Annotated in this window: 18 protein-coding genes; 10 read left to right on the top strand and 8 right to left on the bottom strand. The window is 43.2% G+C overall.

What is annotated here, in order from left to right:
• Window positions 1–40: 40 nt before the first annotated feature.
• Both OIZ54_RS16750 and OIZ54_RS16745 read right to left on the bottom strand, forming a co-directional pair.
• Window positions 41–2101, bottom strand: coding sequence for an alpha-xylosidase (locus OIZ54_RS16750; protein ID WP_264390874.1), 2061 nt, complete (start codon window positions 2099–2101; stop codon window positions 41–43).
• Window positions 2102–2208: 107 nt separating this feature from the next.
• The gene (locus tag OIZ54_RS16745) at window positions 2209–2976 is read right to left on the bottom strand and encodes a sulfite exporter TauE/SafE family protein (RefSeq protein ID WP_264390873.1); all 768 of its coding nucleotides are present in this window, start codon (window positions 2974–2976) and stop codon (window positions 2209–2211) included.
• A 170-nt stretch (window positions 2977–3146) separates the two neighbouring features.
• Between OIZ54_RS16745 and OIZ54_RS16740 the strand changes: the two genes are divergently transcribed.
• From OIZ54_RS16740 to OIZ54_RS16715, 6 genes are all read left to right on the top strand, one after another.
• The gene (locus OIZ54_RS16740) at window positions 3147–3896 is read left to right on the top strand and encodes a GntR family transcriptional regulator (protein ID WP_004586029.1); all 750 of its coding nucleotides are present in this window, start codon (window positions 3147–3149) and stop codon (window positions 3894–3896) included.
• Window positions 3897–4112: 216 nt separating this feature from the next.
• Complete coding sequence (locus tag OIZ54_RS16735) at window positions 4113–5075, top strand: aldo/keto reductase (protein WP_029773103.1); 963 nt, start codon at window positions 4113–4115, stop codon at window positions 5073–5075.
• Between the two features lie 9 nt (window positions 5076–5084).
• Window positions 5085–6080, top strand: a complete 996-nt coding sequence (locus tag OIZ54_RS16730; protein WP_248463058.1) for a TauD/TfdA family dioxygenase — start codon at window positions 5085–5087, stop codon at window positions 6078–6080.
• Window positions 6080–7084 carry a YeiH family protein gene (locus OIZ54_RS16725; protein ID WP_264390872.1) on the top strand — a complete coding sequence of 335 codons (1005 nt, stop codon included), beginning with the start codon at window positions 6080–6082 and terminating at the stop codon, window positions 7082–7084. The genes OIZ54_RS16730 and OIZ54_RS16725 overlap by 1 nt, the downstream gene beginning before the upstream one ends.
• An 83-nt stretch (window positions 7085–7167) precedes the next feature.
• Entirely contained in the window at window positions 7168–7413 is a 246-nt protein-coding gene (locus tag OIZ54_RS16720) for a DUF3297 family protein (RefSeq protein ID WP_024034014.1), read from the top strand.
• 166 nt (window positions 7414–7579) lie between these two features.
• Window positions 7580–8482 (top strand): homocysteine S-methyltransferase family protein, encoded by a 903-nt coding sequence (locus tag OIZ54_RS16715; RefSeq protein ID WP_264390871.1) that lies wholly within the window; start codon window positions 7580–7582, stop codon window positions 8480–8482.
• 14 nt (window positions 8483–8496) lie between these two features.
• Here OIZ54_RS16715 and OIZ54_RS16710 read toward each other — a convergent pair whose 3' ends face one another.
• Window positions 8497–9333: an alpha/beta hydrolase gene (locus OIZ54_RS16710; protein WP_264390870.1), complete on the bottom strand. Its 837-nt coding sequence runs from the start codon at window positions 9331–9333 to the stop codon at window positions 8497–8499.
• A gap of 449 nt (window positions 9334–9782) precedes the next feature.
• Complete coding sequence (locus OIZ54_RS16705; protein ID WP_264390869.1) at window positions 9783–10199, bottom strand: MerC domain-containing protein; 417 nt, start codon at window positions 10197–10199, stop codon at window positions 9783–9785.
• Between the two features lie 141 nt (window positions 10200–10340).
• Here OIZ54_RS16705 and OIZ54_RS16700 point away from each other — a divergent pair, with 141 nt between their 5' ends.
• The 3 genes from OIZ54_RS16700 to OIZ54_RS16690 all read left to right on the top strand — a co-directional run bounded on the left by OIZ54_RS16700 (window position 10341) and on the right by OIZ54_RS16690 (window position 17559).
• A complete protein-coding gene (locus tag OIZ54_RS16700) occupies window positions 10341–12749 on the top strand; it encodes a TonB-dependent receptor (protein WP_264390868.1) in 2409 nt (802 codons plus the stop codon).
• Between the two features lie 32 nt (window positions 12750–12781).
• The gene (locus OIZ54_RS16695; RefSeq protein WP_264390867.1) at window positions 12782–14182 is read left to right on the top strand and encodes a 5-methyltetrahydrofolate--homocysteine methyltransferase; all 1401 of its coding nucleotides are present in this window, start codon (window positions 12782–12784) and stop codon (window positions 14180–14182) included.
• 155 nt (window positions 14183–14337) lie between these two features.
• Entirely contained in the window at window positions 14338–17559 is a 3222-nt protein-coding gene (locus OIZ54_RS16690) for a S41 family peptidase (protein WP_264390866.1), read from the top strand.
• A 98-nt stretch (window positions 17560–17657) separates the two neighbouring features.
• Here the strand turns inward: OIZ54_RS16690 and OIZ54_RS16685 are convergent, their stop codons facing one another.
• The 4 genes from OIZ54_RS16685 to OIZ54_RS16670 all read right to left on the bottom strand — a co-directional run bounded on the left by OIZ54_RS16685 (window position 17658) and on the right by OIZ54_RS16670 (window position 23090).
• Complete coding sequence (locus tag OIZ54_RS16685) at window positions 17658–18953, bottom strand: DEAD/DEAH box helicase (protein WP_264390865.1); 1296 nt, start codon at window positions 18951–18953, stop codon at window positions 17658–17660.
• A gap of 205 nt (window positions 18954–19158) precedes the next feature.
• Complete coding sequence (locus OIZ54_RS16680) at window positions 19159–20346, bottom strand: alpha/beta hydrolase-fold protein (protein ID WP_264390864.1); 1188 nt, start codon at window positions 20344–20346, stop codon at window positions 19159–19161.
• Window positions 20347–20458: 112 nt separating this feature from the next.
• Window positions 20459–22279 (bottom strand): glutamine--fructose-6-phosphate transaminase (isomerizing), encoded by a 1821-nt coding sequence (gene glmS, locus OIZ54_RS16675; protein WP_264390863.1) that lies wholly within the window; start codon window positions 22277–22279, stop codon window positions 20459–20461.
• 46 nt (window positions 22280–22325) lie between these two features.
• Entirely contained in the window at window positions 22326–23090 is a 765-nt protein-coding gene (locus tag OIZ54_RS16670) for a DeoR/GlpR family DNA-binding transcription regulator (protein WP_004588893.1), read from the bottom strand.
• 154 nt (window positions 23091–23244) lie between these two features.
• On the opposite strand from OIZ54_RS16670, the gene OIZ54_RS16665 reads away from it, so the two are divergent.
• Window positions 23245–23772 carry a sugar O-acetyltransferase gene (locus OIZ54_RS16665; protein WP_264390862.1) on the top strand — a complete coding sequence of 176 codons (528 nt, stop codon included), beginning with the start codon at window positions 23245–23247 and terminating at the stop codon, window positions 23770–23772.
• The last annotated feature ends 370 nt before the right edge of the window (window positions 23773–24142 follow it).

Below are 24142 nucleotides of genomic sequence, written 5' to 3'. Positions count from 1 at the left end.
TGTGTTACGTGTGTTGTGTGTGTTTGCTATTAACCGAGTTTTATTTTGGCCATGCTGTTAGCTGGCTCATGTCTTGCTCTGTGTGTTGAACCTCTGGGCCTAGCATGAGCGTATCGCCTTTACGAACAAATACGGCCATTTGTGTAAGCTCAAGTGTTTCTTCGTAATACTTGCCGCCTTGGTACGCCTGCCCATAAGGAAAGCTCAGCCATTCCCCTTGCGGTAAGTAAAATTTAACTTTACCGTTTGGTGCAACACATGGCACAACAAGGAGTTTTTCGCCGCACATAAATTGCTGATCAAAACTATGTGCCAGTATGTCATCAGGAAACGCCAATGCCATAGCACGCTGAATAGGCAGCCCTGTTTGCTGCGCTTGCTCTGCACATTCTTGTAAGTACGGAATTAACTGATAGCGTAATTTAAGCGCTGCAAATACAGCGTCACTTGCTTGCTCGGTGTATGACCACGGTTCGCGTGGGCCAATGCCATGTAAACGCATGTGTGCACTAAATACCGACGCTTGCGCCCAGCGAACATAAAGCTCTGCATCGCGGGTGTCTTTGTAAAAACCACCAATGTCGGTTGCAAAAAATGGCCCGCCCGACATGCCCCACGCTAAGCTGCCGCGAATACTCGCCGCTAAGCCTTGCCAATCGGCTTGTGGGTCGCCGCCCCATTGTGCTGGGAAGCGTTGGCTACCAGTCCATGCAGATCGGCTAAACAAAAATGGTCCTGTTTTACAGTATTTTTCGGCGGCTTCATAAACGCAGCGGTTGTACAGCATGCTATAAACATTATGCAGTCTAATACCACTGTCGCCACTGTGCGATACCATGTTTTCATCTTCTAGCTGCTCGCCAAAGTCTGCTTTTATCATATCTACGCCAAGCTCAAATAATGGCTTGTGCGACTCCAACCAGTATTCGTAAGCGTCGGGATGAGTAAAATCTAAAATACCCGACTCTGGTAATGGCGTAAGTACTTCGCCAAATGGGCTTAAATCCCACTCGTATTGATACGCTTTACCTGTGCGTTTGTCTTTTATTAGCCAGCCGTTTTCGGCCGCTTTTGCAAATAATGGGTTGTTTACCGAGATCATTGGGTATTCCCACACACAAATTTTAAAATCCATGGCTTTTAGTTCATCAAGCACAGGTTTTGGGTCGGCGTAACGTGTTGGGTCCCATTCAAAGGCAAAGCGGGTGTCGGTGTCTTGCCATGCACGGCCATCAAGGGTGATTACATCGCACGGCATGTTTTTAGCGCGTACTTCGCGGGCGACACTTAATAGCTCGTCGGCATCTTTGTAGTACGCTTTTGATAAAATAGCACCAAAACTCCACTGCGGTGGCACCGGTGCAAAACCAGTTAGCTCGCAGTAGCGATTAATGCTTTGTGCAGGCGTTTGCTCTTGGTATAAAAATACATCTAATGCGTCGTCTTCTACTAAACACACATAAGCACGTTGCGACCAAAGTGCGTAGCCTACGCCATGTGTAACGGGCGCCGGCGTGTGTACAAATAAATTCCAGCCCTCTGGGCTCCATGCGTATGGCGTATTTTTATAAGACTTTTCGGCGTTGACGCCTAGCGCATCGTGGTTGTATGAGCGAATAAGCTGGCCGCGTTTATCAAGCTTGCCCCATTTTTCGCCAAGGCCGTAAACGGCTTCGTCGTAATTAAGCTCTAGGCTTAAAATCCAGCCGTTATCAGTTTTAGCCAGTGGCGGTAAACGATGCTGGCGCACAAAGTGGCCATCGGTTGCTGATTGCTGAACTAATTTATCGTTTTTATAAAGCTCAAAGTAAAAAGGGTCGCTGTAAAATTCTAAACGGTACTCACCGGCGGTGGCTGCAAAGCCTTGGTCTAATTTATTAAGTGATAGCGGTAAGTTTGAAGGGGTGGTGGTTAATATTTTAAACGTCTCGTCATGCGTGGAGCCTGCATTTAAACGTAAACCAAACTGGCTTATGGTAACGCTGACCTCGCCAAATTGAGTTGGTAAAACTAGCACATGGCCTTGTAATTTAGGCTCTGCAGTTAAGCGTGCTGGCTCTATTGCGTTCCAGTCTGGCTCACGTAATTCAAATGCATTCATGGGAGTTCCTTAACCAATTATTAGTCTTGTATAAGACACAAGTTAAATAATTGTAATCCCCATGTCAATGTAAATAACCCTAAGATGAATTATTTACATCGTTACTTTTAAAATATGCCCGGTGCCGATGTTGCCACCAGCGAAACGCCGCTTAGGCCAAGCAATGCAATTGCTATTATACGAATCCATTTTGCATCAACGTAAGGCGTTAATTTACGAGCAAATTGCGTTACTAATAATACCAGCGGTATGGCCGCTGCAATTAAAAACATAATGTCGAGCTCGGGCAAGGTGCCAAATAAGGCAATACCAACGCGGACCAAGCCACCAATGGTAAATACCGCAAGTAAGGTGCTACGAATGGCCTCAATAGACCAAGCTTGTTTATAGCACTGAAACACCAATGGCGGCCCCGACGTTGAAAACAGCCCGCCCAATAAACCACTTACGCCGCCGGCAATTAAAAACGAGCTACGCCCGCTTTGCTTATTTGCTCTATCACGGCCAATTAGCATTAAGCCACAACATAGCAAAATACTAATGCCTAAAATAAAGTTTAAAAACTGCGTTAAATGCGCCGACATATATTCAAGCAATATAAAACCTAACAGCATTAGCGGAATTCCGGTATACAACATAAGTTTAAGCTCAGGCACTTTTACTGTACTGCGATTTTTAACCACCACAGTGGTTGAGTTAACTAAACCCAATAAACTCACTAAAAAGGTGGTGGCAGTGAGCGGTAAAACATCTAGCAACGTAAAGCTTGCAACCACCAGCAACCCAAAGCCAAACCCGCTAAGCGTTTGCATTATGGTGGCAAGGCTTAGGCACAACGCCATAAGCAAGATGAGTTCTAACGAAATACTGAGCACTTTAAATATCCTACGTGTGCGCTATTGTAGTGTAACGATTTGTTTTTAGGCATAATGTAAAAACAAACTACACGGCAATAGTTCACAATTAATTGAGCTTGCGCAAAACTGCGCAAAAAGTTTCACCTATGATATAAATACAGGTGGATTAAATTTAATGGTAAATAACAATGAGTAACTCTATGTTTGATCACAAATTAAGTGGCCCAAGCTTGGCTTTTCAACCACTTTACTTACAAGTGGCTGATTATATTAAACAGCTCATTGTTGAAAGACGCTGGGTACCTGGCGAAGTATTACCGAGCGAGTTTCGCCTTGCTGAAGAGTTTAACGTAAGCCAAGGTACTGTGCGTAAAGCGCTTAATTTATTAACCGACGATAAAATAGTTACTCGCCGCCAAGGTGTTGGTACGTTTGTATCTGAGCATACCGCGCAAGATGCCCTGTTTAGGTTTTTTCCGCTACAGGCCGACGGTAAAGGCGCCGACCTACCTAAAGCCGAGCTATTGTCGGTTGAGCTTTGCCCTGCACCACAAGATGTTATTGATGCGCTGCAACTTAATAAAAAAGACAAAGTCACTAAGCTTGTTCGCAGACGCATTCTCGATAACGAATTTTGTATGAGCGAAACTATATATCTACCACAAAGTTTCTTTCCTGATATACATCAAAGTAGTGATATTCCGCACACATTGTATCATTACTACCAAACCAAATTTAACCAAACCGTACATAAAACCCAAGACAGCATTAAAGCCGTTTTAGCAGATGAAACCGACGCTAAAATGCTCGCTATTAAAGCCGGTGACCCTTTATTGTTGGTATCGCGCATTACCGAATCAATCGAAGGTAAACGCATTGAATACCGTTTAAGCAAATGCCGTAGCGATCATTACCACTACCAAATAGAACTTGATTAATTAACCGCGCTTTAACCGCGAGTAAGTTATATTAGCGCATACTTATTAAATATTTTTTAAAGGCAGCAAACGCTGCCTTTTTGCTGCCTGTAGGTTTTTTAACACCTTTCATTTATTCCTTTGTGGTTAACACAGTGTTGACACTGTTAGATTCGTATAATAACTTATGTCTTATACAAGACCAAAGTCATTATGCAATTTTAACAGGAATTCCCAATGAGTTCATTAAATAACATCCCGCCAGTCGGGTTCGGTTTATGGAAAGTAGCACAAGAAGATTGCGCGCAAACGGTGTACCAAGCTATTAAAGCAGGTTACCGCCATCTTGATTGCGCATCAGACTACGGTAACGAAGAACAAGTAGGCGATGGCATTGCTCAAGCAATAAAAGACGGCCTATGTACCCGCGAAGAATTATGGGTAACATCAAAACTATGGAACACCTTTCATGCGCCAGAGCATGTAGAGCTTGCCATTGATAAAACCTTGAGCGATTTAAAGCTCGACTACCTCGACTTATACTTAATTCACTTTCCGATTGCGCAAACGTTTGTACCAATCGAAACGCGCTACCCACCAGAGTGGTTTGTAGACCCAGATGCACAAAACCCACAAATGGAACTGGCAAAAGTGCCGCTACACTTAACGTGGCAAGCAATGGAAGAGCAAGTACATAACAACAAAGCAAAACGCATTGGTGTGTGTAATTACTCAAGCGCGCTTATTCACGATTTAATGACCTACGCCACAATTAAACCCGCCATGCTGCAAATTGAGTCGCACCCTTATTTAACGCAAGAGCGCTTAGTAAGGCTTGCAAAACAGTACGATATTCCGGTTACGGCGTTTTCACCACTGGGTGCGCTTTCGTACCTTGAGCTTGAAATGGCCGATCAAACTGAGTCGGTACTTGAGCAAAGCGTGGTAAAAGCTGCGGCGCAAAATCATGGCAAAACACCAGCACAAGTTGTACTGCGCTGGGGTGTGCAACGCGGCACCGCCATTATTCCTAAAACCTCTAAATTTGAACGCATGAAAGAAAACCTCGCGCTGTTCGACTTTGAATTAACAGAGCAAGAAATGGCGCAAATTTCTGCGCTTAATAGCAACCGCCGTTTTAACGACCCTGGGCACTTTTGTGAAGCTGCCTTTAACCGTTTTCACCCTATTTACGATTAGGATAATAAAATGTCAGCTACCGAACTTAACTATGCCCAAGTGCCTACTCAATTAACGTTTGATGACTCGGTTTTTCCGTGCATTGTAGTTAATAACAATAACGCCAGCACCGTTGAAGAAGCGGTAGCTTTTATTCGCGCTAACAAAAGCGAGTTGGCTAAAAAACTACGCAGCTCAGGCGCTGTATTGTTTAGAGGCTTTCCTGTTGATAGCGCCGAAACCTTTGATACATTTTCAGCAGGGTTTGATTACGACAACTTTACGTACCAAGAGTCGCTATCTAACGCGGTACGTATTAACTTTACCGAGCGTGTATTTACCGCTAACGAAGCACCAAAAGATGTAGAAATTTATCTTCATCACGAAATGGCACAAACACCTATTTCGCCAAGTAAGCTGTTCTTTTTTTGTAAATCGGCAGCTGAGGAAGGCGGCGCGACACCGCTTTGCCGCTCAGATAAATTATTTAGCGCTTTAAAGCAGTTTGATAGCCAATTAGCCAATGACTTTGAACAAAAAGGCTTAAAGTACACCACTTACATGCCCGCAGCCGACGATGCAACATCGGGCCAAGGCCGCAGCTGGAAAAGCACCCTAAGTGTTGAAACCAAAGAAGAAGCACACAGCAAACTTACCGAGCTAGGTTACGAGTGGGAATGGCTAGAAGATGGCTCTTTAAAAGCAATTACCCCCGTTTTACCTGCAGTAGTTACCCTTGAAAACGGCGTACAGGTTTTTTATAACCAACTTATTGCCGCTTACATGGGCTGGAAAGGCGTTCGCGAAAATCCATCGGTTGCTATTACCTTTGGCGATGGTAGCGCCATTCCTAAACAAGGGCTTGAAAAAATTGTTGAGCTATCAAAAGAATTTACCTTTGATTTAGCGTGGCAAGATGGCGATGTAGCCTTAGTGGATAACGAAATGGCTATGCATGGCCGCCGCCCATTTACTGGCGAGCGTAAACGCCAAGTGCTTGTTGCACTGACAGCAGCTAACGCCTAATGCAAAGCTTAACCGGTGCACTAAAGGTAAAAGTTTCCCCGTTATGGCAAGGGGCCAGCATTGCTGCAATGACTGGCCTTGCTGCCTTATTTTTAAGTGAACACTATGGCGCACCCGCTATGTTGTTTGCTTTATTATTGGGGATGGCGGTGTCGTTTTTATATCAAAGCAACAGCCCGTGCGCTAAAGGCATAGACTTTACTGGCACCACGGTTTTACGCGTAGGCATTGTTTTACTTGGCACCCGTATAGCACTGGGCGATTTAATTACACTGGGCTGGCAAACAGCGCTAATGTTAGCTGGCGCTATATTTACCACCATTATTTTAGGGGTTGTACTTGCCCGAGTATTTGGGTTACAAAAACGCTTTGGCGCACTAACCGGTGGCTCAGTTGCTATTTGTGGTGCATCGGCAGCACTGGCTATTTCATCAATTATGCCAAGCAGCGAGCATAAAGAGCGCGATACCTTACTTACCGTAATTGGCGTAACGGCCATGTCGACCATTGCAATGATTTTATACCCTATTGTGGTTAACTACCTTGAATTTGATGCACATAACGCCGGGGTATTTTTAGGTGGCACCATACACGATGTAGCCCAAGTAGTGGGTGCCGGTTATTCGGTATCGCCCGAAACTGGCGATATAGCAACACTTACCAAACTAGTACGCGTGGCTATGCTATTGCCTGTAGTACTTATTATGATGGTGGTTATTAATCGCTCAAATAAAGGTAACCATGGCGAGTTGCCAAAAGTACCGGGGTTTTTAATTGGCTTTGTAATTTTAATGATTATAAACAGCACCTTTAACCTACCCGCTATTGTGCTTGAAACCACAAATGAGCTTTCTCGATTCTTTTTAATTGCCGCCATAGCCGCCATTGGTATGAAAACAAACCTAGGCAAACTCACCGAGGTGGGCTTAAAACCAATTATTATGATTGTTGCCGAAACCATTTGGATAGCACTGTTAATACTTGGCTTTGTATTGTGTAGCTAAGTTGAGTAGCTAAGCATTAAACCTTGAGCGTATTGAGTGGATTGCCTACAATAGCGCATCACTTTTTAATAAAGATTAAAACCATGACCGATTCAACAAAACCAGCATTACCTGATCAGCTTTCTATTAACCCACGTAGCAAGCATTACGTAGAAGAAGTGTTTGAACACGAAATTGGCGTAAGCTTAAATGGCAAAGAACGCTTTGACGTAGAAGAGTACTGCATTAGCGAAGGTTGGATTAAAATTGCCGCGCCTAAAGCGCTAGACCGTCGCGGCCAGCCTTTACTTATGAAAGTAAAAGGTACGGTAGACGTATTTTATAAGTAAGGTTTAGCCTACTTAAATAAGCGACTCTCCTGCGAGATGTCGCTTTTTTTATGCCTGTAAAAAAGCATTGAGCTTTTTTCATGTTAAAGGTGACGAAGTTTCATTATGAATCTAAAAAAATTATGGTTGAATAGCGCCATATTGTTTAGTTGTATAGAAATCCTTTATGAATAAAGTAACTATTTTAGATGGCGGCATGGGGCGCGAGCTTAAACGCATTGGCGCACCATTTACACAGCCACTGTGGAGTGCACAAGCACTAATAGAAGCCCCACATTTTGTAACGCAGGCTCACCAAGGTTTTATAGATGCAGGCGCTGAAATAATTACCGTTAATAGTTATGCCTGTGTGCCCTTTCATTTAGGTGAAGCGTTATACCAAGCTCAAGGCGCAGCCCTTGCGCAACAAGCGGCCGTTATTGCAAAAGAAGTAGCTCAAAACGCTACACAAAATGTATTAGTAGCAGGCTCATTACCACCCGCCTTTGGCTCTTACCGCCCTGAACTATTTGAAAGCGAACGCGCTTTTACTATTTTAGATACGTTATATAAAGCGCAAGACGAGCACGTAGATGTATGGATTGGCGAAACCATATCGAGCATTGAAGAAGCGCAAGTTATGGCAAATGTACTTAAAGGCTCAAACAAGCCATGTTATTACGCATTTACCTTAAATGATGTGGTAAGCGAGCAAGCGACACTTCGCTCTGGTGAGCTGGTAAGTGACGCTGTAGCGGCTTTGCTTGAACAAAATGTTACTGGTATTTTCTTTAACTGCTCAATACCTGAGGTTATAGAGCAAGCCTTTAGCGATACCAACGCAGTATTAGCTAAACAAAATAAAAGCGTTGTTTTAGGCGCATTTGCTAATGGCTTTACACCTATCGCAAGCGATTACAAAGCCAACGAAGGCTCGCAGGCGTATCGTGATATTTCACCTGCAGAATACCTAGATTTTGCAAAAACGTGGTACAGCCAAGGCGCAAGCATTATTGGCGGCTGCTGTGGTATAGGCCCAGAGTTTATTGAAGTATTAGTAAACTGGAAACAGGAACTTGAAAGCGCTTAAGCTTTTAGTGCCTTTTAGGGCTTGTTTGCTGTTACCCAATCAAGCCCTTGTATAGCTGTAGTAGGAAATGCCGTTGCATGGCTCGCCCCTTCAATAACAACGCTTTTTAGGTCAATATTGTCACTGCTAAGTGCATTAATTTTTTGCGTTAACTGCTTTGCCCCTGCCACCATATTTTGACCTTCACCAAAGCTTGGGGTTTCCTTTGCCCCCACCGATATATAAACCTTTGTAGGCACTTTAGGCTTATGTGCTTGTAGCGCTAAAATCGCATTGTTATTAAACCAAACCGATGGACTGCCAATTATATAATTGTTAAATAAATCGGGCATCGTAAATAAAATAGTCACGCCAAATAAACCGCCTAAAGAATTACCTATATAAGTTTTTTGTGTACTACTTGCTCGGTAGTTACTTTGTATAAACGGCAGTACAGTATTTTTTAAAAACAGCGCGTGGTTTTGCGCGTTACCGGTTTGTTTTTTCCAGCTTTGCGCCTTATTTGGTGTGTAGTCTCTAATTCGGCTATTAGACCCTCTAGAGCCTTTTTCGTAGCTAATGGCCACTATAATAGCCTGTTGCATTTTACCGCTATTCATAGGAAACCGTGTAGCACCCGCCACAATAGGAAACGTATACGGTGCATCGGTTAAATAAATAACTGGATATATTTTTTCAGGATGCTTTTTATATGACTTAGGGAGCTGAATAAAAACAGGATATACCCGATTGGTCATAGGCTCAGTGAGCTCTATAACGCTGCTTCTAGGGATTTGGTAGGGGGTATTTGCGCTTAATTTAAAACACATAAAAGCGCAAAGTAACAGTAAGTATTTTAAAGCAGTATTCATTAGGGCGTGTTGATCCTTGATGGTTGAATTTGCAGCAGTATGTTTGGTTTTTAGGCAAGGCAGAGCCTATGAAGTGTGGTTACTCCCCATAAATAGGCGATAACGCAGCATAAATGCCAAACATGCGCTGCCCTTCGGGTTCTGCCTAGGGGCGATAAACTCTTTGTTGCCTACATGGATGTAGGTAAGGGGCGTGAGCAGGACGCGGAAGCTTTACTCGGTTTTTACTTAGCCCACTAGGTTGCAAACCTCGCGCCGCGATTTAATCGCCCCTAGATTGAACAAATTTCAACCCGCAAAGATCAGCACGCCCTAGCCTAAGCCAAGCGTAATAAACCAATATTGGATGGTTACTTTAACTCACTTTTAGCTTCAGGTTATTAAAAAATTTAAACACTAGGGGATTAATTTAAAGTGCTACACGTTAGTTGTTTGTAGCACTAACAACGCTAAGCTACCTGATCAGATTCATCGCTTGAACACGGGCAGTTATCGTCATTTTGTTTAAGGCATTGTTGGTAATTAAACCAATGAGCCACAGCAATAAACGCCGACCCAATTAAAGTAAACGCTTTTTCGGCAACCTCATGCCCTAGTAATACAGCACATATCATAAAGGCTAGCCCAATAACGCCACAGGCCATATAACGTAAACGTTTATGCTTTTTACAGCCTAGGCTCAATGCTAATAAACTGGTGGGCAATACCGCCGCAAGAATCCATAAATGAAATTGTTCACTATCTATTTGCAGTACAGCAAAGCTTGGCAATAGCGCTAAAATAACCGGGGTTGCAAAACAATGCACTGTACACATTAACGATAACCCAATCGCCATACGATCCATAACACTTTGACTCGACTTCATTATTTCCTCTACTAAATTAGTGCCTCTACTCAAAAGCGTTACTTTTAAAGAGACATTTTAGTAACAACAGTTAATTACTATTGATACATTATAACATTTCTCGCACAATTGATATAATATAACATCTAACAAGGTAGTCAAATGAAACCTAGATCACAATTAGCTGCTCTCATAGCAGCTTTATTACCTGCAAGTGTGCTTGCATCCACAATTGAAGGTGTTGTTCTAAACAACAAAGGTAAAGTAGTTACCAATGCAACAGTAGAAGTTGAAGGCTCAGACCTTAAAGTAACCACCGATGAAAACGGTAAATTTGTAATAACCGAGCTAAACAATGGCTTAAAAGAGCTTCATGTTGTGGCGCCAGGTTATGCTCACCTTCATCGCGATATAACAATAACGAATGATGAAAACCAATCGGTTACGTTTAATTTAAAGCGCTCACCTATTGAAGTTATTGATATTGAAGCAACCCCTATTCATATGTCGGCAATGGAATCTGCCTCACCTGTTAGTGTTTTATCTGGCGAACAACTAAGGCGACAACAAGCTGCAACACTTGGCGACAGCCTTGAAAAACTTCCAGGCGTTAATACTAACTTTCACGGGAAGGTAGCCAGTACACCAATTATTCGTGGTTTAAGCGGCCCGCGTGTACTTATTACTCAAAATGGCCTTGATGTAAGTGATGTGTCGCGCGTTGGCCCTGATCACTCTGTTGCATCAGAGGCGTCTACCGCACAACAAATTGAAGTATTACGCGGCCCTGCAACACTGTTTTATGGCAGTGGCGCCATTGGTGGCGTAGTAAATGTGGTAGATAACCGCGTACCAACCGACAGCACAACACGCGGCGAGTGGAACGTAGAACATAACTCAGTAGATAACCAAAAAGTAGCCTCGTTTAATGCCACCACAGGCACAGACTCGGTGGCATTTTATGCCGATGCATTTTGGCGTGAAGCCGATGACTACGAAGTGCCTGTAGCGGCTGATATAGATAGCGACGGTGAAGAGCATCGCGGCGATTACAAAGTTGAAAACAGTAATGAAGAGTCTGATGGTTTTACTGTTGGCGCTAGCTATTTAATGGATAACGGCTTTATTGGCTTAGCAGTAGAGCAATTTAATCGTCAATACGGCATTCCAGGCCATACGCACGGCGAGGAAGAAGAGGAAGAACACAGCGACGAAGAAGAAAGCGTATTTGCTGATTTAGAGCAAACTAAAGTGCAATTATTAGGTGAGTACAACCTAGATAATAAATGGCTAAACAAAGTAAACCTTCGCGTTGGCCACACCGACTACGAACACGCTGAAATTGAAGGTGGCGCTGTAGGCACCACATTTAAAAACGAAACAAACGAATTACGCATAGACCTACTACATAACCAATTTAGCGAGTGGAATGGCGGCATTAGCTTTCATTACAAACAAAGCGATGTTGAAGCACAAGGTGAAGAGGCCTTTACCCCTCCATCAGAAACCGAAAGCTTTGCTGTAGCGTTAATGGAAGAAAGGCACTTTGGTGATTTTTTAGTGCAGTTAGGTGGGCGTATTGAGCGTGTAACCATTGAAGCAGGCGACGTATTACTGCCAAATATTGACGCTCACGCACACGATGAAGCAGAAGAAATCGACGAGCATGATCACGACCACGAAGAATGCGCAGAGACCACTCGTGTATTTGACGTAGAGCATGAATTTACACCAATCAGTTTATCTGCAGGCGTAGTGTGGGATTTTACACCTAACTATAATTTAGGACTTTCTGTATCGCGCTCTGAACGTGCGCCTTCTGCCTCTGAGTTGTTATCGTTTGGGCCACACATTGGTACTGGCACTTACGAAGTCGGTGCACTATTTGATTTAGATGAAGACGGCCATTTAGGTTTATCTAGTCAAACAATTGACCTAGAAACAGCCAATAATATCGATTTAACACTACGTAAAACCCAAGGCGATGTTGGCTTTATTTTAAATGCCTTTTATAACCAAGTAGATAATTACTATTACCAAGTAGACACCGGTTTATTCGCTGAAAGTGGCCACGACCATGGCGATGAAGAAGGCGCCGACGAACACGACCATTCATCAGAACTGCCGGTTTATTTATTTAAAACAGACGACGTAATTTTACACGGGTTTGAAGCGCAAATTGCGTGGCAATTAACCGATGAATTTAAAGTAGATTTATTCTCAGATTACGTTCGTGCACGCCTAAAAGACGGCGGCGATTTACCCCGTACTCCACCGCTTCGTTTTGGCAGCGAACTAAGCTATCAAACAGATAAACTAAGTGCACATATTCACGTTACTCGCTATCAAAAGCAAGACCGCACAGCTCCACAAGAAACAGCAACTGACGGCTACACATTGGTTGATGCAAACATCTCTTACGACCTTTCAGTATTAAACCAAGATATGTCTGTGTACCTGCGAGGCACCAACTTAACAGATACAGAAGCACGCGTGCACAGCTCGTTTGTAAAAGATATAGCACCACGTCCAGGGCGTAGCTTTGCGCTAGGCATTCGCGGTTATTTTTAAGCATTAAAAAATTATAATTAAAGGAAATAAACATGAAAAAACTATACAAATTAAAGCTTATTGCACTGGCTATTAGCACTACATTTATTACAGCCTGTGGCGATGCCCAGACCAATATTGTAGAAAAAGATCCTATTGTTGTAGAAGACGAGCACGATCATGACGATGATGATCACGACCATGATGATGGCTACACAATTGATTCATTGGGCAGATTAGCTGTGCTTGCAGGCGATAGCAACGAAGCCAGCTTTTATGACCTAGATGACAACGCTTTACTTGAAACATTTACCCTGACGAATGATTCAAACACGCTATCGTCATCACCTGATTTTCGTTATGCCGTTATTGCAAGCCGCGCACAAGATTACTTAGGCTTTATTGATGGTGGTTTATGGCGTGAAGACCATGGCGAGCATTTACACGACTACGAGCAAAGCCCAGCAGCTAGCAGTTATGAGCTAACAAGTGGCAGCCGCCCTACTCACCTTGTAAAACATGACGGCCAATTAGCTGTTTTTTATGATGGTGATGCAGAATCAGGCACGGTTGCCTCTGTTGAAGTATTAACAGATAACGACATAACCAGCGCAACAGCAACGCTACCGGGTATTAGCTACGATATTAATATGCACGGTGTAGCAGAGCCTCGCGGTGAGCATTTATTATCAACACTTCGCCGTGATGACAGCGAAAGCACATCGGTTGCTAAAGTACTGCCAGACCAAGTAGGTGTTTATCATTTTCATGATGGTGAATACGAGCTTGAACAAACCTTAGACCTTACGTGCCCTGATTTACACGGTGCTGCACAAAACCACGACTACGTGGCATTTGGTTGTAGCGATGGTGTGTTATTAGCCCACCAGCACGATGATGAATACGAAGCTGAAAAAATAGCGAACATTGCAGCCGTTGGCGATTTACGCATTGGTAGTATTTATGGCCACGAAGATAGCGAGACCTTTATTGGCGTAGCATCTGGCCATGGTGGCGGCGAAGCCATAATTGTAACTATTAACCCAGCAACAGCACAAATTGAAGAACTAGAATGGCAACTAGCCGATGGCGCAAGTGCTGTGTCGTATTCTTTTTCTGCCCATGGCGAGCACTTTTTAATATTAGACAGCTTAGGCTTTTTAAATGTATTTAGTGCACACGACCATGATGGCGAAATGCATTGGGAGCTTGAAGGCCAAGTTGATATTACCGAGCAAGATGTATCAACCATGCCAGAGGGCATGAGCTTTAGCATGACAGTGGCGCAAAATGGTCAGTTTGCTTATGTAGCCGACCCTATTGCTCAGCACGTTGTGCAAGTACACCTTGAAGACTTAGAAATTGAAAGTGAGGTTGAGCTTACTTTTGCTCCTAGTGCAATTACTTGGCTTGGTATTGCGCAAGAGGAAGAAGAAGACGACCACGACCACTAATTTCACTCTTTAAAAAGAGTACTCCCTTGAAGGTTGGCGTTTTAATGCCAACCTTTTTTTATTCACATTTTGTAACAGACCTTTTATCGCAAGTGCATCGCTATTTATAACCTTATTGTTATGATGTAACAGCTATTAATATAGGATGTAATCCCATGAAAAAATTAACAACATTGGCGCTTGCCTTGGCTGCGGTTATTGCACCGAGCGTATCGGCCTATGAAACTAAAGACACTCGCTTACTACGCTTTCCTGATATTCATAACCAAAACGTGACCTTTGTTTACAGCGGCGATATTTATATTGCTAATACACAAACCGGCGAAAGCAAACGTTTAACCGACCACATTGGTTTTGAAACCTTTCCTAAATTTTCTCCTGATGGTAAGCGCATTGCGTTTTCGGCTGAGTATAACGGCAGCCGCCAAGTTTATGTAATTAACAGCGATGGTTCAGGCCTTAAGCAGCTTACATACTACAACGATGTTGGCCCAATGCCGCCGCGTGGTGGCTTTGATTACCGCGTTTTAGATTGGACCGCCGATGGTAAAAATGTGGTGTTTAGAGCAAACCGCACACCATGGGGTAAACGTATGGGTCGCCCTTATATGGTCCCTGCCGACGGTGGACTTGAGCAACCTTTAGCTATTCCAGAAACAGGCGGCGGTATGCTCTCCCCAGATGGTAGCAAGTATGTTTATACGCCTATTGACCGTGAGTTTCGTACCTGGAAACGCACCCGTGGCGGCCGCGCGCAAGACGTATGGATTTACGATTTAGAAAATAACACCTCAGAGCAACTTACCACTAACCGTGCAACCGACCAACAACCTACCTGGGTTGGCGACAATATTTATTTTGTATCTGATCGTGATTACACACTAAACCTTTACCAATATCGCAAAGGCAGTGAGCCTAGAAAGCTCACCAACTTTAAAAACTTTGACGTACTTTGGCCCTCAGCAGGCCCTAATGCGGTTGTGTTCGAAAACGGCGGTTACTTATATCGCTTTGACGCAAAAACACAAAAAAGCACTAAGCTGAGCATTAACATTGCCGGTGTGCGCCAATACGCTATGCCGTACAGCAAAAATGTAAGCGACTTTATTGATTCTATGTCGATTTCTCACGATGGCAAACGTGCTGTATTTACAGCCCGTGGCGAGCTATTTAGTGTACCTGTTAAACAAGGCCCTACGCGTAACTTATCGTACACAGATAAGAGCCGTGAAATAGACGCAAGTTGGTCGCCAAATGGGCGTTACATTGCTTACATGAGCGATGAAAGCGGCGAGTACGAAATTTACTTAAAAGATCGCAGTAAAAATAATGCCATTAAACAGCTCACTAGCAATGGCACTATTTGGCGCTTTACGCCTATTTGGTCAGCTGATAGCTCAAAATTATTATTTGCAGATAAAAACCACACACTGTGGTGGTTAGATGCAAAATCGGGCAAGCAACACAAAATTGATACCGGCATTTACGACGAAGACGGCATTACTCAGTATACGTGGTCGCCTAACAGCCAAGACATTGTGTATGTTAAAAATAACGAAAACCGTTATGCCTCACTGTGGCACTACAACCTTAAAAAAGAAAAGGTAACGCGCCTAACAGATGAAATGAGTAACGAGCAAAACCCAACCTTTTCGCCAGATGGCCAATACCTTTACTTTAGCTCTGAGCGCGACTTTAACCTTGCGTTTAGCAGCTACGAGTTTGACTACATGTTTAACCGCGCCACCCGTATTTATGCGGCTGCAGTAAACGACAGTGTTAAACCGCTTATTGCCTTACAAAGTGACGAAACCACAATTGTAAAAGACGATGACGACGAAAAAGAAGACGACAAAAAAGTTAAAAACGCACTGCAAAGCAACGACTTCATGCAACGTGTTACCGCGCTTAATGCTCCTGCTGGCGATTACCGTGGCTTAACCGCAGTAAAAGACGGCGTACTAACACTTGCCAATGGTGGATTACAACTTGTAGGCACCGAACACGATAGCGAGCTAGAAACCGTGGCTAAAGGCGTTAGCCATTACACTATATCGAGCAATAGCGAGCACCTGCTTGTACATACAAGCGGCGGTTACAGCTTAATTGAGCCTAAACCCAAGCAAGACCTAGACGCCAACAAGCTCGATTTAAGCAAAATGACGCTTAAAATTAACCCGCAAGCTGAGTGGCAACAAATGTACGTAGAAGGCTGGCGCACACTGCGCGATTGGTTCTACGACGAAAACCACCACGGTCAAGATTGGGATGCTATTTTAGCTAAATACCAACCTATGGCTGATGCTATTAGCCACCGTAGCGACCTTGATTACGTACTTAGCGAAATTGCTGGCGAAATTAACTCCGGCCATATTTACGTGCAATCGGGTGATATGCCAAAAGCAGAACGTAAAAACCACGGTTTATTAGGCGCTAAGCTTGCAAGCGATCCATCGGGTTATGTAAAAATAGAGCAAATCTTTAAAGGTGAAAACTGGCATGACGATTTCCGCTCACCGCTGGGCACCACAGGCGTAAAAGCACATAACGGCGATTACATAATTGCGGTAAACGGCCGCTCGGTTAAAGACGTTGCTAACTTTTACGAACTCCTTGAAAACACCCAAGGCGAGCAAGTGGAGCTAGTGCTAAACAGTAAACCGCGTAGCAAAGGCGCGTGGCAAGTAACAGTAAAACCTATAGCCAGTGAGCAAGGCCTACGTTATTTAGATTGGGTTAACTCGCGTGCAGCCTACGTAAATAAGCTATCAAATGGGCGTATTGGCTACGTACACCTGCCAAATACAGCGTATGAAGGTAACCGCGCCATGTTTAAAAATTACATGCCGCAAACCACCAAAGACGCCATGATTATTGATGACCGTTACAATGGCGGTGGCTATATTCCTGAGCACATGATCACCTGGCTTGCACGTAAACCACTTAACTATTGGAAACGCCGAGGCACTGAGCCGACTAAAACGCCACAGTTTGCACACGATGGTCCTAAAGCAATGCTAATAAACGGCTATTCAAGCTCAGGCGGTGATGCAATTCCTTACTACTTCCGCCAAGCGGGTTTAGGTAAGCTAATTGGTACGCGTACGTGGGGTGGCTTAATTGGTATTTCTGGCAACCCTGCTCTTGTAGATGGCGGGCAAGTCATTGCGGCTACTTTCCGTATTTTAGATACCCAAGGTAACTGGATTATAGAAAACGAAGGCGTTGCTCCTGATATTAAAGTGGTTGATCGCCCAGAGCTTATTTATAAAGGCCAAGATCCATCAATAGAACGTGCTGTACAAGAGTTATTAAAGGAGCTTAAAGAAAACCCTAAGCAACCCTTAGTGGTGCCACCAGCTCCGTCTAAGTTTTAATATGCTGTATAGCTAAACAATCTAATACCAATAAAAAACCCTGCATAATTTGCAGGGTTTTTATTAATTCGAGTTTAATAACTTATATGTATTAAGGCTTATCTTTTTCTCCAACCACTCCACACATCTTCAACGTCGGCTTTTTTCTTCTTTTTCTTACCTGTGCCCTCTGGCTTTGCCATTGGCTTATCGTTTTTAAGTGCTTGTGCTGCATCAAGGTTTGCTTGGTTTACCGCAAAACCGGTTACTTCTTCGCGCTCTAAACGCAGTTTGTTTTTCTTTTCGATTATTTTAAAGTGATGAAAGTCTTCGTAATCAATTAACGATAACGCTAGGCCAACTTCACCGGCACGGCCGCTTCGGCCAATACGGTGCATATAATCAGCGGGGCTGCGCGGTAAGTTAAAGTTAATAACAACAGGCAGTTTGGCAATATCTAAACCACGGGCTGCTATATCGGTGGCAATAAGTACTTCTATTTCGCCCGCTTTAAATTTTTCTATTACGCGAGTACGCTCACTTTGGCCTTTATCACCATGAAATACCTGTGCGTTAATACCTCGCTTTTCAAGCTTACCTGCTAGGTGCTCACAGTCTTTTTTAGCGTTTACAAAAATAAGTGCTTGGCGCCATTTATGCGCTTTAATTAAATGCGCTAAAACCGTGGTTTTCTCGCCTTTATTAACTGTAAATACGCGCTGTACAAGCGTGCTTTCGTCTTTACTTTGAACTTGTATTTCTACTGGGTTGGTTAACAGCTCTTGCGTTAATTGTGTTACTTGCTCTGGGAAGGTTGCTGAAAACAACATAGTTTGTTTTTTAGCAGGCATTAACGCTAATAACTCAGCAAGCTCTTCGGTAAAGCCAAGGCTTAACATGCGGTCGGCTTCATCAAGCACTAAGGTTGTTACTTTATCGAGCTTAATAGCATTGCTTGAGATTAAATCGAGCAAACGCCCTGGCGTTGCAACAATGATATCGGCGCCGCCGCGTAGAGCCTGCATTTGTGTATTAACCGACACACCACCAAACACCGCCACCGTTTTAATAGCGCCATTAAAGTTAGCAGAATACGATTTAACGCTATCGGCCACCTGCGTAGCAAGCTCGCGCGTAGGTACCAAAATAAGCCCAGTGACAAAGTTACCTTTGCTCGCTGTTTTTTTAGCGCCTTGCTCTACAAATAGGGTTTGTAGCATAGGCAATGCAAACGTCGCTGTTTTACCTGAGCCAGTATTTGCCCCCGCAATTAAATCGCTACCTGCCAGTACACTTGGAATCGCCTTAGCTTGAATTGGCGTAGGTTGGTTATATTCCAAATCGGTTAAACGAGCTTGTAGCTCTGGAATAAGGCCAAGATCGTTAAAGGTGCTAGGGCTTGTTGCTGAGGTCATAAAATTGTGGGCTTATTGCTAAAAAAGTAGCCTGTAATTTTAGCGTATTTAGCGCTTATTAAGTAGGGATTAGTGATTTTAATGTGGTTTAAGTAATGGCTGCGAGCGTCGAGCTACAAGCTTCGAGGAATTTTGACTGTCACCGTGAGCACTCCAAACTTAAAGAGGCTTTCATAAAAAGCCAACAACTAAGTTAGCAATATTATTAGTTCTTGCTAAGTTCTGCTTGTAACCTAGCTTTTGTTTCTCTTAAATAATTTATATAAGGATATGAGTCGTCTGCTATCGCTAAAGCAGATTCCATCTGTTCAAGCGCTTGGCGAGTATCGCCCTGCATTTCATAAACGTAGGACAAGGCCGAAAGCGCATCGACTGATTTTGGGTGGTTTTTTATATTGTATTTAAACACTTCTATAGCACGGGTAAACTGCTTGCTACCCGTTAAGTTATAACCGAGTGATCTAACAGCACGATCTGGTGGAGATATTTGCTCGCCCCATTGCTGAGATAATGTTTGATAATAAGCATCAATAGATTCTATATCATCGCTTAAAGCACTGATTGGCATTTGCTTAGGTAAAAATAAGTTGTAATAGGCATTAAATATGCCTGCAGCAGAGGTTAAGCCATGCGAGATACCATTGAACGCATCACTAAAAAAGCGTAACCCTTGCACTTTATGCGATTGCAGTGATTGCTGTAATTCATCGTACCTTTCACGCATTATACCGGCTTCTTCACCAATATTTATATAAACATAGTTATTCAGATCTTTTGATTTATTGATAAACGACTTAGTCGCTTTTACCGGTGCGCCATAGTTCCACCAAACGGCAGGGCTATACGCAATATGCGCTTGGAAAAGCTCAGGGTTAGCTTGCATACTATAAAGTGCAAACACGCCTGCCGCTGAGCCCCCAGCAATTACATTAAAGCTGTGCGTACGGTAACTTTTATTAATCAAGGGCATAAGCTCTTGCTCAATAAATGCTAAAAACTTTGCTGCACCACCGCCTTCACCTACTGGACCTTGTGGCTCTTTATTAACTGTGGGGTATAAATCTCTTAAGCGATTGGTATTTTCAATAGCGACAATAATAACTTCAGGCGCACGATTATCATTTTGTAATCGCTCCATCACTGCACTTATAAGCGGTATGTTACCCGCGCCATCAAGACGATAAATGACCGGATAAACTTTGCTTGGATTAGCTTGATAACTCTTTGGAAGCTGGACTACAACTGTGCGTTCTTCGTTTAAAACGGCTGAATTAATAGTATGTGTTTGTTGCGTATAGCTAATGGTTTGCTGTTTTAAATCAGGCTCTGCAAGTGTGCTACTAGAATAAAATAGAAATAAACTACATATAAAAACAGCGGTTAATAAACGCATTACTAATCCTTTAGAAAATAGTGTGTTATTTAATCTAACAGGCTTTGAGGTACAAAAAAAGGCGCATTAAGCGCCTTTTTATCTTTAACAGGTAATTACCAACCTTTTGATTTTACTCAACAGTAACCGATTTAGCTAAGTTACGTGGTTGGTCAACGTCGGTACCTTTAATTACCGCTACGTAGTACGACAGTAACTGTAATGGCAGTGTGTAAACAATTGGCGCAATAATGTCGTCTGTGTGGTTTACGTTGATTACACGCATTGTGTCGTCTGACTCAAAGTGTGAATCTTTATCTGCGAATACGTAAATAATGCCGCCACGTGCACGTACTTCTTCTACGTTTGATTTAAGCTTTTCTAATAGCTCATTGTTTGGTGCTACAACAATAATTGGCATGTCGGCATCAATAAGTGCAAGTGGGCCATGTTTTAGCTCACCCGCTGCGTAGGCTTCTGCGTGAATGTACGAAATTTCTTTAAGTTTAAGCGCACCTTCCATTGCAATTGGGTATTGCGAGCCACGGCCTAAAAACAGTGAGTGATGCTTGTCGGCAAATTCTTCTGCAAGGTCTGCAATGCCATCAGCGAGTAGTAATGTTTCTTCAAGCTTAGCAGGAAGTACTTTAATTGCATTTACAATGGCACTTTGATCAAGCTGTTTTTCTTGCGATATAGACGCAGTAAGCATTAACAAACCAACTAATTGCGTAGTAAATGCTTTAGTAGAAGCTACACCAATTTCTGCGCCGGCTTTAGTCATAAAGGCAAGATCAGATTCGCGCACAAGCGATGAACCCGGTACGTTACAAATGGTCATTGAGGCCATGTAACCTTGCTCTTTAGCTAAGCGTAATGCAGCTAGCGTATCGGCTGTTTCACCCGATTGTGAAATAGTCACAAGTAGGCTGTTTTCATGAACAAACGACTGGCGGTAACGGAACTCAGAGGCAATCTCAACATTACAGCTAACGCCTGCAAATTGCTCAAGCCAGTAACGGGCAACCATACCTGAGTGGTATGACGTACCACAGGCAATAATTTGTACGTGTTTTACATCTTTAAATATTTGCTGAGCGCTGTCGCCAAAGGCATCAATTGATACGCGGTCGTCGTTTAAACGTCCTTCCAGGGTATTGCGTACCGCAAGTGGTTGCTCGTAGATTTCTTTTAGCATGTAGTGGCGGTAATCGCCTTTGCCTGAAGCATCTTGCGTGATGTTTGATTCAACAACTTCACGCTCTACAGCGTCGCCATTTTCATCAAAAATTTCTACTGTGTCGCGAGTAATACGGGCTACATCACCTTCTTCTAAAAATATGAAGCTACGTGTAACTGGCAATAGTGCTAACTGATCAGAAGCAATAAAGTTTTCGCCAAGGCCTAAACCAATAACAAGCGGGCTACCTGAGCGAGCTACGATGATTTCGTTGTCGTTTGCTTTATCAAATACAACCGTACCAAACGCACCTTCAAATTGCTTAACCGCTGCTTGAACAGATGCAAGTAACGTAGTGTGTTGCTTACGAAGCTTATGAATTAAGTGCACCATTACTTCGGTATCGGTTTCAGATAGGAACTCGTAACCTTCTTCTTTAAGCGATGCGCGTAGGCTTGCGTGGTTTTCAATAATACCGTTATGCACAAGTGCTAACTGGTTGTTTGATACATGCGGGTGAGCGTTTTCTTCAGTAACGCTACCGTGTGTTGCCCAGCGTGTGTGTGCAATACCTGTATGGCCGCTAACGCCTGCTTTCTCAAGTGCAGCTTCTACGTTTACTACTTTACCTACTGCTTTTACCGTATTAAGTGTGTTGCCATCAAGCAAGGCTACGCCTGCTGAGTCATAACCACGGTATTCAAGACGTTTAAGGCCTTCAACTAAAATTTTGTTTACTGGACGTTCTGCAACTGCCCCAACTATTCCACACATAGTGTCTCCATTAATTTTTTAATTCTAGTAACTCGCTTTGTAGTTACTATTCAATAATCTCTGCACAAATTAGTTTTACACCACACGCCTCAATCGCTTTGCGTTTATCATCTGCTAAGCCAGTATCGGTTATTAATGTGGTTACTATTTTCCACGGTAATTCTAAATTTGGTATTTTTCGGCCAATCTTATCTGATTCAACCATTACTATTACTTCACGGGCGGCCTTTGCCATAACTTGGCTTAAGCCGACTAACTCATTAAAAGTAGTCGTGCCGCGTTTTACATCTATGCCGTCTGCACCAATAAATAGCTGATCAAAGTCATAAGAGCATAATACGTTTTCGGCAACTTGCCCCTGAAACGACTCAGAATGCGGATCCCATGTTCCGCCAGTCATTAAAAGTGTTGGCTCGTTTTCAAGTGATAGTAAACGGCTCGCCACTTTAATCGCGTTGGTCATTACAACTAACCCGCGCTTATTTGCAAGCTCTGGGATCATAGCGGCCGTAGTACGCCCGCTATCAATAATAATGCGGTTATGATCTTTTATAAGTGCAGCAGCAGCCTTAGCTATTGCGACCTTACGCTTAGAGTCTATTTCGTCACTTACAATTTCTTTAGGCAGTGCAATAGCACCACCGTAACGGCGCAGTAACAGGCCACTTTTTTCAAGCGCGGTTAAATCTTTACGAATGGTTACTTCAGATGTTTGAAACTGCTCCGCAAGCTTTTCAACAGCCACCTCACCTAGCTCATTAACTTGAGTAAGTATTAAATGACGGCGTTGCTGGGTGTTTCGTTTAGTCATAAAGCTCGCAGATTAAGTTTCGTTTCGAAAGATGTGCAATTCTAAACGAAACAAGTTAAATGGCAAGTGAACGAGTAAAAATAAAGCAGCTTTCAACAAGTAATAATAAAGGTAAAATAGTCACAGTATCTCTTAACTAAACGAAGAAACTTTAATGCAGCCATTTAATAGCTTAAACAAAGAGCTTTTAGCCCTACGTAAACAAACAGGCGAAATATGCCGACTCTTTAATAAAAGCCCGAGTAAAGGTAATTTAAAACGCATTAAAGAGCTATTCGCTCAATGCGGTGAAGGCGTAATTATAGAATCAGGTTTTCATTGCGATTATGGTAATCAAATAGCTATTGGTGATCGTAGCTTCATAAACATTAACTGTACGGTATTAGATGCCCCAATTAGTGAAGGAGCTATCAGCATTGGTGATGACTGCTTAATTGGCCCCAATGTTCAGCTATTGACTGTATCCCATGCTGTTAACCCTACACAGCGACTGAATAAAGAAAACTTTGCTGCTCCTATTACAATAGGCAACAACGTGTGGATTGGCGCAGGTGCAATTATTTTAGCGGGCGTATGCATTGGGGATAACAGTGTTATTGGTGCGGGATCTGTCGTCACTAAAAATGTAGGGGCGGATACTGTTGTTGCTGGTAATCCAGCTCGTGAGATAAGAACACAATAACTATAATCGATGTTTTTTGCGTCGGGTATCGCTACGCTCGCCCGACCTACATTCTAGAAGTAGAAAAGTGTACATTAATTGTCCGCATTTTACTTTTCTACGGACGTAAAAAAGCCCGGCTCTTTCGAGTCGGGCTTTCTTTTATTTGGAGCCTGGCAATGTCGTAGTGCCCATAGCGATAGAGAGTCACATAGCAAATGCTACACTATCGTTGGCCGGGCTCGCCTTCGAGCTGTTTTACTTCTCTGGTGAGTTAGCCATGGGCCTGGCTATTTATTAAATCCCAGACAGCAAAAAACCCGTTACATTTCTGTAACGGGTTTCTCTTATTTGGAGCCTGGCAATGTCCTACTTTCACATAGCAAATGCT

It is taken from the genome of Pseudoalteromonas sp. A3, from assembly GCF_025942345.1.
Lineage (GTDB): Bacteria > Pseudomonadota > Gammaproteobacteria > Enterobacterales > Alteromonadaceae > Pseudoalteromonas > Pseudoalteromonas atlantica.
The sequence above is the reverse complement of the archived record's forward strand: the minus strand, read 5'-3'. Positions and strand labels throughout refer to the sequence as shown.